Source organism: Flammeovirga sp. SubArs3 (assembly GCF_947387565.1).
GTDB lineage: Bacteria > Bacteroidota > Bacteroidia > Cytophagales > Flammeovirgaceae > Flammeovirga > Flammeovirga agarivorans.
In genome coordinates, this window is record NZ_CANDOA010000006.1 from 385,530 (window position 1) to 402,580 (window position 17,051).

The following is a 17,051-nucleotide window of genomic DNA, read 5'->3' on the forward strand; positions in this document are numbered from 1 at the left end:
TTATTTTACAATACGTTTAGTGTAAGTTTTAGAAGGAGTAGTGATATGTATTAGATATACTCCAGAAGAAAGATTCAATGACATGTCCCATTGATTCTCCCCTTTTTGTAAAGTCATTTCTGAAGAAAGCATTACTTTACCATTGATATCCAGCACACTTACATTCGCTTTTTCTTCATTTTCATGGAAGAGTGAAACCGAAACTTTTTTATCAAATGGCACTGGATAAACATTCATCTCCTCAGCGTAATTTCCTCGACGGAGATCTACTGGTTGAGTAATAGTACCAAGTAATGCATCTGATTGATACTGTAATTCTTTTTCCATTTCAATCACTTTTTCTCCCACTTCTATATAGTATTTAAGATGCTCCTCATTATCAGCAAACATTGTGATAAAGGCTAGCTTTCTATCTTCTATAGTATTTGTTGGTGCTATACCTCTAATATTGCCATTTACATCTTTGATAATTACCTGGCTCACTTCATCATCTACTAATACAACCGCATTCATATTTGTTGGATATGAAGTCAATACAAAATTAGTTGAAGCTACCTCTTCGCTATTATTGTGATTAGAAACAACATGTGTTCTAGCATTCGATAAATAGCTTGGGTAAGTAAATGATTGTTCATTTTGGGTTTTCAACATATACCCAATTCCATCTTCCAAATAGTTCAATGAACCTGTCCAACCGCTAAATTGATCATAGATTGCAAAAGCATGTTGACTCTTTAAAATGTCTCCATTTGAAGCTTCTAAATGAGCCAAAGCATCATTTACATTCATATTCTTAGCCAATGGATATGAAAGCCAGTTCCATCCTTCTTTTAGACTTACCTCTAAATCTTCAAGATCTATTTCATGTCCTTCCAGAGATAATATATTTTCTTTTTCTAATTTGATTTTATACATCTTTTCAGCATTTAATCCACCAAAAGCTGAAAGAGTACCTGTCCAACCTGAAATACTATCATAGGTATCAAAATACGTTTGAGAGTAAATTCTATCTTGGTTGGTTAAATCTAATTCTGCTGTCATGGTGTTGATATCGCTGAAAGATTCTTGATCAACGAAGAAAGATAGCCAAGTCCATCCATCATTTAACACTATAGTTTGTTGAACGATATTTGTATCCTCGAAAATGGCAGGGTTCGTCTTATAACCAATCACCTGATCGTTGATAAATTCAATCGTTTCTAAATCATTGATACTTGCATTTAATGCTTTACCCGCCAAAGCATCCCATATACGGAATTCTATATCTTCACCAGAGATTTCATTACTGTAAATCCCCAAGAAAACGAAATAGTCATCGTAAAATTCATCGTATGCTAAGCTTGCTTCTCCTCTGGGTTCTCCATTTACAAATGCACCAATCTTCGTATGACTATCTTCTGAGAATACTCCATCGATTTTAATTTTACCGATGATGTTCATATTGTAAGCATAATCTATTGGATCAACAGACCATTCTGGCTCTACTTCAAACACCCTTAAATCCAGCTTTACTTTCTCATCATAATCATAGTCTGTATTCAGATATAAGTCTAGATTATATTGCCCAATTGATAAGTTTGGATCTATGGTCGCTGTAATTACTTTTTTACTATCTGGTGATAAAGTCCCACCTGTTTCAGATAATGTTAACCAAGTAGGAATATTCTCAATAAAGAATGGTTGATCTTTACCGCCTTCATTGGCAATTGTGATTTCAAATGAACTCGATGTTCCTACCTGCTTTTCGATAGACAAGTAATCTGTCTCATCACCAACATACCAAGACACTTCATTTCTTCTAACATAAGCAGTCCAAGTAATTGGTGATTGCTGTAAGTTACCTGCTTCATCAAACATTCTATGTACTGTTATATCTACAGTTTGTCCTTCTAAAACAGCATAGTTACTGATGATTGGACTTAGCAATAATTCATCACCATTAATCACATGATAAATTTCAAAGCTTTCCAATTCTCTACTTGGCTTGATCTTAGGAGCATCATCAGAGAAAGTATTGGTAGATGGAATTAACGCCTTAGTCGAAATCACTGTCTCGTTTTTAAAGGCATGGTAATATGTTGGTCCATCAGATGTCAATGGATCTGGGGCATTCATATCTAAATACAACATCAAACCAGTAGTATTGTAATCTACTTCATTGAAAGCGTCTCTGGTAATTTGTTCTTTTGTTCTAGCAGTATTCCAAAGGCGAACTTCGTCTAGATGTCCTTTAAACTGACGGTCAACAATAGTACTCCCTCCATCATAATAACCTCTTGCTCCTATCCATATCATATTCCCTGAGAAACCAGATATTCCTGTAGCAGCATTAGATGAAATAAGTTCAGCATCAACATAGGTCTTCAATGTCCCTTGACGAGTAAGGATCATCGCAATATGATGCCATCCCCCATCAATTATTTCATGGGTCAATTCATAAGCTGTACCTTCATTTTCAAGGTATAATTTACCATCTGTTGTAAGATCAACAGACCATTTATTTGCTGCTCCATTTGCTTGAATAATATCTTCTCCGTTTCCTCTTCCGTTGGAGAAAATTGTTGATTCTTGAGCTTCATCTGCTTTAATCCAGAATGATAAAGTCACATCCATTTCACTAGTTAACTGAACATAATCAACATTGTCTAGTGTTAAATAGTCAATTCCATCGAAAGCATATGAAGTACCTTTTGGTTTAATGTCCCAATCAGCTCCCATAATACCATGGCGATTTCTTGCTTTATCATAGCATAGCTCACCTTGTCCTTCATTCATCGGCCAAAAACCTTTTAGGCCTACTTCAGAACCTACTAATTTGCTATACATATTTGAGTAAGCAACAGAAAGAGATAGGAACTTATCCCAGATTCTGAAGTCATGGATATTTCCTATGAAGGTATTCCCTCCAATAATTAGTGGATTTGAATTGATAATCTCTAGTTCATCAGTTACAGTAAAATCTAATTCTGTATCGTCTTGGTAGATCGCCATTTTACCATTAGAATCATCATAAGTTAATGAATAGTGATGGAAAAGACCATCATTACTTATAATCCCTGTTACTGATTCTCCTCCTAAATTCCATGTCAAACTTGTGCCAGTCACTGTTAAAGATGTTCCATTAACTTGACTGAAAATTGTGGCATTAGCAGCTACAGTCGCATTATTCATCCAAAACTCAATAGACAAGTCTCCATTTTTTATTGGAGGGTTTTCTAGAAATAAAGTATTTGATTCTCCTGCAAAATATACCGATACATTATGCTTTACATCTTGTTGATTTGTTTCTCCAGTAATCTCAATTTTACTGATTGCCGAGTTATAAATGATATTCTCATTAAACTGCACCTTTAAATCTTCTCCAACATTTAAAATTCCGTCTGAAGGAGTTGGCGTACCAAATACAACCGGAGTATTTAAATCAATCGTACCCGAAATTATATCTGATGTAAATTCAGTTCCATTTTTACAATAAGAAATTGCTCTTACCTCATAAGATCCATCGTCCAATAATGGGTCGGTAATATCCCATGTATAATGAATGGTATTTTCAGTAATTAATTCGATATTACTTTTTCCAATTGACTCCGCATAGTCGTAATCCTCTTGAGCGTTATAGTAACTTTTTAACCTTGTCCATGATGGGGAAGTAGATTTTCTATATTCTAATTCTATTCGATCAAAGTTCTGGAATGTTCTATTATATCCTGACAACTGGATAGGTACACCATTTACTGTTCCATCATCGTTATAAGTATTTGTTGTGTTTTTCACCCAATTATCTGATGGTAGGTCAATTTGTACCATCGAACAACTTGGAACAAAACTGGCAGAAACATATACTTCATCATATACATTCAGATCTCCTATATCATCACATAGTGATGCTAAAATGATTCTTATATCCTCATATTCATAAACATCAGAAATAGTCTTCTTCAAGGTTAAGGCAAACGGTACTTTTTGTCCATATGGGATATAAACAATTTCCCCATTTTTTTGAATATTTAATTCTGCACTGTTAGGATTAGTAGTATTATCCACTAGTAACTGGAAATTCACATCCGACTCAGAGGCACTATTATTTTCTAAATACAATAAAAACTCAGCTTGTCCAGATTCATTGATATCTGTTAGGCTCACAACTTCAACTGATATCATTGGATCTTCAACCTTTTGGGTAGCATAAGAAAGTTGTTCTCCACCTTCACCTAAAACATTGGGATCAAAACCATCATGAACATAAAACTCTGATTCAGCTGCATCTTCATAAGGGCAAGAAGTTCTACCTCCGATGGTACTAAATACTGGACCATTACCGTCAAATGTATTAATCACATCCACACTTAAGAAGTTGTCATCATCCTGATCAATAAAAGTATATGAAACAGTTAATGTCTCTTCATTTTCAGTACCAATTACTTTCGTTTCACTGTTAGCAGCACTCGCTTCAACCGATCCTTCAAAACCAATACCGTTAGTTTCTAAACCAACAGTCGTTGCAAATGAAGCATCTACAGCTACTGTATATTCATATTCATCACCTGTAACTTTTACTGTTTCAATCGTTCTTGTCAATTCACCAACACCAGCATCGTAAGAGATATTCTCAGAGAAATTATTATCTGCAAAATCATAAAAATCATCACCTTGCTCTAAGAAAAGAGGAGTATTAAATAATTCCGTTTTTAAAGTCTCTCTTTCAGACAATGCCATATATTTTGTACGTTCGTTATTCTGTACAATCTTCTGCCATAAATCGATTTGTTGAACATATTCTGCTCTAGATAACATACCAGGGGTATTGTCAGGATCTACAGAACCGTTATCGATATTTTCAACAATCAATTCTAATTCGGGAATTAACGTTCCTAAGATATGGTTTTGAGAGTAGATAAATAAAGTCTCTGAAGGCTCTTCATTAAAATACATGGCCTTCATTTTATTGACATAAATTTTGTCTCCGTTTGTATTGGTCAAAGTATATACATCTCTTCCATCTACCGCCTCTAATTTAGGCTCAATATTATCATAAGTACCATAATAATAGTTCATAGATTGGCCTATATATAAGTCTCCATCAGCTCCTACATAATTCGGGTCATCGCTTGTAGAAATCGCTTGTGAGAATGTATATGTTTTAGTAATTGTACTGGCATCATCCGAACTAACTTCCACTCCGATACCGTATTCATAATCAAGAGTTGATTCAATTTCCACTACAGGTCCTGCTAATCCACCACCGATTTTGAAATCTGCACCCATACTGACTGTACTAGACATCGCAGAAGCAATAGACGAGCTTGTAGCAAGAGTTTTAGAGAAAGTAAAAGATTCACCAGCCTCAATGGTTGCAAAACTATTAGAACCTGGAGGGTCTCTTAAAATAATATCTGGAATATCAGGTGCTGCGGTTACAAATGTCTGTGATCCATCAGATTGACCTCCTAAAATTATCCCTTCTTTCAAATAAGAAATTGGCTCATAATCAATATTCTTTACTCTTAATTTGATATTGATATTTTTCGTAAATGGTAATGAGACCGAAGGAGCACCAGCTCTAAAAGTATACAACGCTTTACTTTGGTCATCAGCTCTTACTGTCAGTGATTCTGAATCATCTAATGCTAAGTTATTATTGATGATAAACTCACCATCGACCACAGGTACATCATAACGAACAGGGTTACTAGGGTCTACATCAAAGTTTTCGTACTTCTCGTAAGAATATAATTCAACACCATAAGTTTGGAACTGACTGTACACCGGAAATTCAAAACCTTCTGTATCATAATCAACTCCTTCAATCGTTACTATATCTTCAGATTCTTGTGATAAAACACTAATCTCTGGTGTAGATCTATAACTAAAGCTTTGTACATATTGATATGGATCAGAAAGTAAAAGAATATTGTCATCATCATCCTTAAATTCTGACATTACAGGATCTATCACGTCAGAAAAATCTACCTCTTCTCTAAGAGACAATAACCTTAAATTAGTATTACTTGGAATAACCACTTCATCTGCTTCAATTCCGTAAGATAGAGGTAAAAGTTCCACTCTATATTCCCCTGTTTCATCATTTGTTGTTACTTGATGTTTTAGTGATCCTGTAACAGGGTCTGCACCTTCTGGTAAGTAGCTAAAAGTTACTTTTGCTGAACCAATATTATTTATTGAAGAAACTGATTCAAAATATGCTGAATCAGTTTCTGAATAGAATTCATAATGAACAGAACCATCATAACCAAAACCAATTTCTTTTGATGATTCTACAGCACCACCTGTCACTCTTCCGACTACAGTCACTTTTGTTGTATCAACAAAAACTCTTTGACTTTCCTGATGTTCAAAAAACTCGAAAAATCCTGTAGATGGAAAGCGGCCTGCATGTACTAATGTGTGGTTATTTTTCTTGACTTCGATAAAGTGATCACCGATCGGAACACTGATATTAAATGATCCATCAGACTCCGTTTCAACCGGATTTTTATTCTCATCTAATACCAATTCACCATCAATGTAAATATTTGCCCCTTCGAGGAATACATTGGGTTGGTCGTAGATAACTGTACCGTTTATATCAGGAGCATAGTAATCTGCTTTGTTTAAAAGCCTTTCACCCGATGAGGTGGTAACTCTATATTGGTTGTAGCCTTCTTCTTGTATTTGAATAACGTCTGATAATGTTTCTATTGGATCAAATACATTCGTCACATCATACATGACCACACCTTTAAAATTGAATGCTGAAATATCACTAAAGTCAATACCATTAGCTACCTCAGAACCTTTTCCTAAAAATGTTACTTGTCGGATTGGATCAAATTCATGTACTCCAAACATTGGAATAATAGTATATGATGCACCGTTTCCTGAATAAGGGATAGCAGAAATAACATAATTACCATATTCGTCTGTAATACCGTAAACTCCTAATTGACTTGCGGTTGGGATGTCATCAGACCATGTACCATTAATTATAGTTGCATGATTTTTATTGAATTCAAAACTTACTTTTGAAAGATCATACGCATATTCACCATTTGCTTCATCCATTCGAATGTAAGCGACAAAGTCTGCCTCGTCGCCACCAAGATATCTTCTAAAATCTGCTCTAACTTTAGCATCAGTTAAGCTTCTTTTCCAATATCTAAATTCATCAATATTTCCTGAGAATCCTTCCCCAACAAAAACATCAAAACTTCCTTCTTTGTAGGCTGCGTACGTCCAATTATTATCATCAGTAATAGTAATTGTAGGTCCAATATACTCTTCTGGTAAAGTCGCATTATATTCTTCATTCATCAATCGGCCATTCAAATAAAGCAAAGGAGCTTTATTTTCTTTCAGCACTAGAGAAATATTATTGAACTGATCTAAAATCTCATCTATAGGAAGTAAGATATCTGCACCTCTACCATCAACAAGACCAGAAGGTAGAGAATCCTCTAAATGAATCTCATAAGTATTATTATGATGATCCGCTACAATAAAGTTGATATCAGAAGATGAGGTTTCCATCTTCAATGAATAATTACCAACAGAAGAAGATAATGGCTCTAATTCAAACAGTGTACCCGACACCGAAGTAGTTGCAGTTTTAAACCAAGACTGAATTGTTAGGCTATCAGAAATTTCATCTTCTGTCAAGTTTAAAGTAAGGTAACCGCTTCCATCGAATTCAACACTACTACCTACTGAAATAATGCTCCCTTCAGGTTCCGCTCTTACCACAACATCTTTTACAGGGTTTCCCCCTTCAAATGATATATTTCCTGAAACTATTGCTGTAGGATTTCTATAACCTACCCCAGTAATATAAGTCAGGAACTCCTTTGGAATAGCTGAGATTCCATTGGCTTGTAATTTATATTCATAGATTACACTACCATCAACATAAGGGTCTTCGTACTCATAAACATCACTTGCCAATTGGGCAATTTCTACAAAATTATCTTCATCATTGACATTGTTATCGTCGAATACTCTTCTGTAGATTTTAAAGTTGGTGATGTCTTGATTATTATCAAAAACTTCCCATTGAATTAAGATTTTATCCCCATAATATCCTTTAGATACTTCAAAACCATCATGGCTAAAAGTTGGGAAGGCATATAATCGGTTATAAGGAAATCCTAAAGAAATACTATTCGAATTATGTGGCATATTCCCTAACATAATAGGGCTACCAATCTGAAAATCGATATAAGAACCATCGGAAGTAATTAACCTTTGCTGATTACCTCCCGAACCTGTAAATACTTTAGGAGCAAATTCATCGTCTTGAGCGAGTACATTCCTCCCATTTACAACTCCGAAAATTAGAAGTAGTATGAAATAAATATTTTTCATATGCATTTATTTAAATGGGAGATCTTAATATTTAATGATATAGTTTACACCGTAAGCAATTGGGCGTGTTTCGTTATCACCTGTATTATGTGTATTACCTGAGAAAGTATGGGTATGATCACCTGCTGATAAAGTATTTTCATCATAATCTTCACTTTCATTACCCTTGTTATTTAATACTCTATCTCCATCTTCATGGTCTAGAACATCACTTGCATTATCTGCGTCAATTTCATGAACATGGGCTCCATCTGTTGAAGTAGATATATCTAAGTAGTGATTATGTGATTGAATTTGATCTTTTTGTACTTGGTTTAATGAAGGACCAACGGGCGCAGAGCCGCCAGTCGTTGTATATTCTCCATTTGTTCCGATTCCTCTTAAAAATAGACCTCTTAAATCCGGTACATTGGTATCTTGTAATACTCCGATCAAATCACTCGACTGTGGTATTGATTGACCATTACACAATAACCATCCATCAGGAACATCCCTCCAAGTACCAAGGAAAGGCATAATCGTACCCACAGGGCAACCATTATCTGCATAAATTGATGTCTCTGCTGTTACTGCTGCAACTGCTTTTTCAGCTGATTTGGCATAGGGAACATATTGGAAAGGTTCCTCTGAAATAACAATGGTGTTTCCATTATATTCAACACTGATTCTTAATGACATTTCATCTTCGCTGAAGTCTACATTGTTAAGGTCTCCACCAGTTCCAGTACCAATTACATGAGAAAAGACACCGTAATCATCTGTTTGGATCACCTGAGTTTCTGTAAATTTTGTATGATTCAGTGTATTTTTAATAGCAAAAGTAAATGTCATTGTTTCATTTTGAATTGCTGTATGTGCACTTGTTCTAGCAATACCTTGAATGACAATACCTGTTTGCGCATTCACACTTAGGCTCAAGAGAAATGAAAAGAAAGATATATATAAGAGTTTCATAGTTACGAGATAGAAAGTAAAAGTCGTTGAGATTAATTATATCTTGATAATAAATAAGATACCGTAATTAATAGGTCGGGTATCAATAGCACCAGTATTGTTTGTGTATCCTTCAACATCATGATCATGTGCTCCTGCAGAGACCGTATTTTCTCTATAAACTGTTGATTCATGACCTGAATTTTTTAAGACTTTATCAGGACCATCACCACCTAGATTACTGGCTTCATCTGCATCAATAACATGGGTATGGGCTCCGTCTTCACTTGAAGTTAAAGAGGCATAATGTCGATGTTCTTCAAAAAGGTCTTTTTGTATTTCATTTAAAGCTGGACCTTCTGCATAACTTCCATTTTCTAGTCGGTACCTAGCACTTGTTTCAATGTTTCTTAGAAACATTCCCCTCAAATCTGGAGTTGTCGTAGAGTTGATTAAATCTCTAAGACTACTTTCGCTTGGGATAATACTACCATCACAGACTAACCAACCGTCTGGAACTGTTGATTCAATACCAACATAGGCTACAATTGTACCGACAGGACAGCCATCATTGGAGTAAGGCGTTGTTTCAGCATCGTCAACAAACGTCGCTTTATCTACTGATTTGGCATAGGGAACATAATAAAATGGAGCATCTGAAATGACTAAGGTATTTCCATTATAAATCACACTAACAATCATAGATAAATCGCTAGCATTAAAATCCACAGTTGAAAAGTCATCTCCTACTCCTGTACCAAGTACATGCTGATAGACACCATAAGGGTCTGTTGTAATAGTAGATTCTTCTGAAAATACTGTTTGTGATGTTTCATCTTTTAATGTGAAACTGAAAGTCAATTCCTGACTTTTTATGGCTGCATATGCGGAGTTTCTTGCAATACCTTGTACTACAATTCCAGATTGCGCATACAGAGACAAACTAAATATTAGTAGATTTAGTAAGAGTAGTAGTGTAAGCCTCATAGTTTACGAGAAAAATATAGAGTCGTGATGTAGTAAATTTAGTAACCGATTAAAACACTTTTAGCGTAGTAAAATAGTTTAAATAAGATTTGATACGTAATGTTATGATCTTAAAAGATCCATTTAAATTAAGAGCACCAGTTTGCTCAATTTTTAATATAAATGTTGAGAAAAATTATTCTTTAAGATTGTGTAGCATAGTATGAAAAATTAAAAAGTTGTAGATGTTGAACGTCTTGCAACTGCAACATATTAATATTCATTAACTTTTTAAGCAAATCCACAATAACTACTTAAAACATCTTAGAATAATACAACGTTTAATATGTTTTGTATATTATTTCTATTCGATAGTATCATTCAATATTAGAATAGTAGAATTTTTTCATCTAGTTTACATTTATAATATTAACATTAATTTAAATTTAAGATACATTACGGTGATTCCTTAGAAAGGTTATGCCATAGTAAAACTATAAATACATTAAGTTCAATTTTCTAAATATAATCCTATACATTACGTAAATAATTGTATGATTTTAATACTATTATTTAGAAAAGCAGTAAAATGTGAGGCATTACTTGTGAATAGAAATTAGGAGATACTCCTTCTCAATTCTTATAAATGTTAAAGAGATTTCAATCAATCTTTGATAAAAAAATGAAGTTGATGAGAAAGAGAAGGATGTTAATACTTTATCAATTACGCACTATAAATATTCAATTAGTGATATTCTAACCAACACCAACACTCCAGAAGTAATCAATGTTATGAAGCAATCCACAGGAAGATGATCTTTATAATTTAATTTTAAAATTCATTCTCCAACTGATAAATAATATAAAAGGTAGCAAGTATTTATTATCCTTTACTACTTCTATCACATTAAACTCTTCCATTCCAAATCTAAAAATATAGATAAGGCAAAGCATAGAAATTGAAAAAATAACATGCAATGTAAAATAAAATGTTTTTAAGGTAATCGATCTGTTCATAATACAAGTAACATTGAGAATTTAGTTGTTTATTTGTATCACAAAATACATAACTAGATTGTATTATAGAACAAAAATCAGGTATTATCATCTAGTTGATATTCCTTATACACACTAGGATCTACTTCATATTGTTTTTTAAACTCTCTATTAAAGTATCTCACATCGTTAATTCCGACATTTTCAGCGATTACCTTTATTGAATCATCTGTCTCTAAGATTAATTGTGCTGCTTTTTTAAGTCGAACTGAACGTATAAACCCAACTATAGTATTATTTGTCAATGCTTTCAGCTTCCTGTAAATAGTGGATTGACTCATTGCCATATGGTGAGCCAGTACTTCTACATTCAATTCATCATTGTCTATATTATCTTCAATAAACTGTACGGCGTTCTGGATAAACTTCTCGTCTTCTGTTAATGGTTTATCTATCTTTGGCTCTGCTTTTTGTATTGGGTTAAGGGTCGATCGATAGAAAGCGATCAACTGTAACTTATAGGCGAGAAGGTTTTTTACTTTTTCTTTAATCACCTTGCTATTAAAAGGTTTTCTTAAGAAATCATTAGCTCCTAATCCTAAACTTTCTAGTTCATTTTCTGTTGTTGCATTTGCTGTAAGTAGTAAGAAAGGAATATGTTGTAATTCAGGATTACCTTTTACCTCTTTACAAAAAGTGAGGCCATCCATCACTGGCATCATTACATCAGATATGACACAATCCACATCTTGCTTATTCATTATATCTAACCCCTCTTTCCCATTGGTCGCAGTTAGAATATGGTATTGATCTGTAAATATTGATTCCAAGTATTGTAAAATATCATGGTTATCATCTACCAACAATAAGGTATTATTTTTATTTATTGGGCGATCTTCAATTTTGTTCTCAACTTCAGATTCTTTGGTTTCAATTATAGGTAATTCTATGATAAAAGTACTTCCTTCGTTTTCTGTACTTTCTACATAGATTTCACCATCATGCAAGTTGATAATGTTCTTAGATAGAGATAGCCCGATTCCAGTTCCTCTTTGTTCAGTAAGTTCTTTTGTACTTCCTTGGTAATATCTTGTGAAGATTGCGTCGAGGTCTTCTGTTTTTATCCCTACTCCTTCGTCTCTGATACTAATTTTAATTTTCTCGTTTACTTCTAAATTCACTGTGATTTTTTTACCTCTTGGTGTAAATTTTATAGCATTTGAGATCAAGTTATTAATCACAATTTCAATCTTTTCCTGATCTAGTTTATAAAGTTGATTTTCTGATACCTGGGTTTGAAAGTCTAACTTTAAACCAGCAGTTTGAATAAGTGACTGAAACTCCCAACATTTATTTTCTATTAGCTTCTTGAGTGAGACAAATTGATAAGAAAGTGTGATTTTATTATTTTCAACCTTCCTAAAATCAAGTAATTGATTAACTAATACCAATAAGCTATTGGCGTTTTTATTTATAATCTGAAGTTTTGTTCTGTATTTATTGGGTAGGTCTTCCTCTTCCAATATTTCCTCTAATGGTGAATGTATTAATGTGAGTGGAGTTCTAATCTCATGAGAAATATTGGTAAAGAACCTTACTTTCGCTTCTGTGATTTCATGTTCTTTTTCTTTCTCAATATTGACTAGTTTGATTTTGTTCTCCAGTTTTTCCTTTCTAATAAAGAAACTGAACACCCCATAAAATATAATTAATACTACAATTACATAGATCACATAAGCAGTGGTTGTTTGCCAAGGTGCTGGACTAATGTTTATTTGTAGTTGAGTTGATTCCCCGCATTCACCATTTTTACAGCCTTTAATTTCTATAATATTTTCTCCAACAGGCAGCTGAGTAAATGTTATACTAGTGGTATGCTGATTATTAATCCATTGATCAGAAATAGATTTAACTCTATAGTAATAAGTGATATTTTTTTGATCAATATAATTATTCGTATTAAAGTCTAATCGAATGACCTTCTCTCTATAAGTAAGATCAATTTCTTTAGTAAAGGCCAATATTTTATCTAATATGATTTTTTGATGTAAGCTATCTCCTACACTTATGTTCTTATTATCGATAAATAGATTAGAAAAGTATAATTGTGGAATCGTTTTCTTTGTATCAAGGAACTGTGGAGAGAAGACAAGTAGACCTTTCTGTCCACCAAAATAGATCAGATCATTCGTATTAAATACTGCATCAATATTTATAGAAGAAACATTAACTCCATCTTCTTTAATATAGTTCTGAATGGTATTGGTTGATAAATCAATGTTACTTATTCCTTTTGATAAACCTAGCCATACTAAACCTTTATTATCTAAAGTAATGGCATTGATACAATCATTTTCTAAACCAGATGACTGATCGAAAAAATCGATAAATTGTAATTCTTCTCCAGTATTATCTAATACTAATAGCCCTTTCGCACTACCTACAAAAAGTGTATCTAAACTAGGAGTTGTATAAAGTGATAATATGATATTTGACGGAAAATCGAATTTACTTTTTAGATCTATAAATTGGTATTTGTTGGTGATAGTGTTCCATCTGAACAAGCCATGATAAGACCCAATCCATATGGAATTATTGTTTCCCGCAATGATATGTTCAACTCTATCTGAAACGAATTTATTCTCTTTTCTCACATCGGGAGCATAAAAAGTAATCTGGTCAAGAGAGAATACTATGTCACTCTTAATTGTTGCAAGACCACTTTGTTGTAAACCAAACCAGATGGACTTTGTTGGTTGATCATGGTAAATGGATTTTATTTTTCTAAATCTAGTTGATCCAAACAACTGATGCTTCTTATTGGGATCATTGAGAGGAAAAATATATAAACCATTAGAGGCCCCCACATACATAGAACCATTGATCTCTTGGAAGGCATTAATTAATTGGTTTTTAGTGACAGTAATTTCCTTATAATTATTATCAGATGCACTCTTATATACCAAACCCCCATTCTTAGTTCCTATCCATTGATTGTTATTTGAGTCGACATAAATACTATTGATGTTATTGTCCGTAAAACCTATATTCTCTCGATGAGAGTTCGCTACTTTATAAATTCCTCTGTTTTCGGTTAACCTTACCACACCTCCATGAGTAGTTGTAATCCAAATAATACCAAGGTCATCAATTAGAATATCAGTAATCCCTTCATAGTTCTTATTGATTTCAGCATCAGGCAATAGATCAATTTTGGTGAAGTGTGTTTTCTCTGGGTTACTTCTGTAGAGTCCATCCTTCCATGTTCCTACCCAAAGTCTTCCTTGTTTATCAATTAATAATGAATTGATTAAACGTAATTTATCAGAATTTTTACCGCTAATTTTTTTATTGATATGAGTTTTAAGGTCAAACTGATTTAAACTGGTACTAGAACCAAAGTATATAAGGTCTCTATTTTTATCGTAAGTTAATTTCGTTATCCATCGAACTTTATCTACAATATGTTTTTTTACTTTTCTTTCCTGAACATCGTATTCATATAAACTACCAGATGTACCATACCAAATATTTCCGTTGTTAACTTCTATAATGGACTGAATTACTTTCTTGTCTTTTCGATGAAATATAAGTTCTCCCGTATTTAAATCGATCACAAAAAAACCATGATACCAAGTGCCCACATATAAATGTCCAGAAGACGTTTCTTTCAAAGAGATAATTCTGAGGTATGAATTCTTTGGAATATATTTTTCAAATAGATGATTATAGCTTGTAAACTGGTCTTTTGCAATGTCATAAGCAGATAAACCACCACTTTTTGTTCCTACCCACAATATATTATTTGCCCCTAATTCTAGGGTCTCAATATCTTCACTGATCAATTGGTCATACCTTTTAGAGGGTTTGAAGTATTCAAAACCTTGTGCATCCAATTTGACAATACCTTCACTACTTGCAAACCATAATTGCCCCAAATGATCTTTAACTACTCTAGTTACAGAGTTATTCGACAGTCCGTTAGATACATTCAGGTATTCGTATAAATAGTCTTCTTTCGAATCGGCTAAGCCAATATTGGTAATAAATAAAAGAACAAAAAAGTGTAGTAGTCTATTCATTTAACCCGAGTTTAATTAGCGTTAAATTTACACTAAGAAATATTTAGAAAAAAATAGACAATAGTTATAATATTTAAAACTATTGCCTATTACTCGTTAGAAAAATTAATCAACAATCAGTTGGCTTCCCCACCAATCTGCATTGGGTTGGTACGTTTCACCTAACATATTGATACGGCTTTTCTCTAAGGTTTTCATTTTTACTGTTCTAACCTTATTCAGATATTTATCCTCTTTGTCTTTTGTCCAAAGTTTATCTTCTTCAGGATAGTTAGCTCCTAAATCATTCAGATAAGTAAATAATCCATCACTTAAGTTTTTTACAATAGAAGGATAGTCAGCGGATAAATCGGTTAATTCACCACCATCTTCCTCCAAATTATATAACTCTTCTCTATTGTCTTCATAATAATGAATCAGTTTCCATTTTCCAGAACGAATCACTGAAGAAGGTTCACCACCCTGATTACCATAATGAGGATAATGCCAAACTATAGCTCTTTCTTCCGGTTGTTTTCCCTCGAATATCGGAGCTACACTGATTCCATCTTGATGTTGTTCTGGATACAAAGGTAATCCTGCAAGATCCAATAAGGTTGGGTAGAAATCTGTTCCTGTTACAGGAACATCACTATGTATTCCTTGATGTTTATTACCAGGAACTTTAATAATGTAAGGTGTTCTTAATCCCCCTTCAAATTGATATCCTTTCCCACCTTTTAATGGAAGGTTTGATGTAGAGAATGAATCTCCTGCAGATACACCTCCGTTATCTCCTGTAAAGACAATGATAGTATTCTCGCTTAATCCTAATTCATCTAAAGATGATAATACTCTACCAACAGCATCATCCATTGATTCAACTAACCCTGCATAGACTGGGTTATCTTGATATTGACGGATTGGTAAGAACTTACCCATTTTATATCCTGTTGGATCTATTTCTTTAGTTGTTGCTTTATCTCTGTATTTTTTCCATTTCTCCTCCGTTGTCTGAATTGGACCGTGAACAGCATAAAAAGATAAGCAAGCAAAAAACGGCTTGTCCTTATTATTCTTCATAAAAGCTACCGTTTCATTGGCTAGACGCATGCTTAAGTTTTCACCTTTGGGTCCATCTTCCAATCTTGGGTTTTTATAGGGTGAAAAGTAACCTCCTTTAGGCGAACCAGCTTCAAACCCTCCAATATTGATATCAAAACCATGGTCTTCAGGTAAAGATCCTTCATCACCTATATGCCATTTACCAGCAAAGAAAGTGGTATATCCATGTTCTTTAAAAGCTTCCGGCATGGTTACATAAGAAGTATCTAATGCATGTTGGTAATAGGCAGGCAATAGTTTATTGTTTCTTTTCTTCTTACGCCACTTTTCCCCTTCAAGTGCACCGATCCAATCTGTTATTCCGTGCCTAGCTGGTGACTTCCCTGTCATAATACTTGCTCTTGAAGGACTACAAACTTGGCAAGAAGCATAACCTTGATCGAACTGTACACCCTTCGCCGCTAGTCCATCTATATTAGGTGTCTCATAATATTGTGACCCCGTTGTTGATAAGTCATGTGCTCCTAAATCATCTGCTATTATAAAAAGAATATTTGGTGACTTCTCGGTGGTTTTATAATGCTTACTTTTTTCACTCTTACAGGAGAAGAGTGATAGCAAACTAAAAAAGAAAATATATCGCTTTGACCAAACCATTATTGACAAACATTA

At 33.7% G+C, this 17,051-nt stretch carries 5 protein-coding genes; all 5 read right to left on the bottom strand.

All coding sequences use genetic code 11. From position 1 onward, the window contains the following. Nucleotides 1–8,358 carry a LamG-like jellyroll fold domain-containing protein gene (locus QL232_RS18580; RefSeq protein ID WP_281615313.1) on the bottom strand — a complete coding sequence of 2,786 codons (8,358 nt, stop codon included), beginning with the start codon at nt 8,356–8,358 and terminating at the stop codon, nt 1–3. Nucleotides 8,359–8,382: 24 nt separating this feature from the next. Next, nucleotides 8,383–9,312, bottom strand: coding sequence for a tail fiber protein (locus QL232_RS18585; protein WP_281615314.1), 930 nt, complete (start codon nt 9,310–9,312; stop codon nt 8,383–8,385). Nucleotides 9,313–9,348: 36 nt separating this feature from the next. Beyond that, a complete protein-coding gene (locus QL232_RS18590) occupies nt 9,349–10,278 on the bottom strand; it encodes a phage tail protein (RefSeq protein ID WP_281615315.1) in 930 nt (309 codons plus the stop codon). Between the two features lie 1,073 nt (nt 10,279–11,351). Continuing rightward, a complete protein-coding gene (locus QL232_RS18595) occupies nt 11,352–15,335 on the bottom strand; it encodes an ATP-binding protein (RefSeq protein ID WP_281615316.1) in 3,984 nt (1,327 codons plus the stop codon). Between the two features lie 105 nt (nt 15,336–15,440). Next, the gene (locus tag QL232_RS18600) at nt 15,441–17,036 is read right to left on the bottom strand and encodes a sulfatase (protein ID WP_281615317.1); all 1,596 of its coding nucleotides are present in this window, start codon (nt 17,034–17,036) and stop codon (nt 15,441–15,443) included. Between the last annotated feature and the right edge of the window lie 15 nt (nt 17,037–17,051).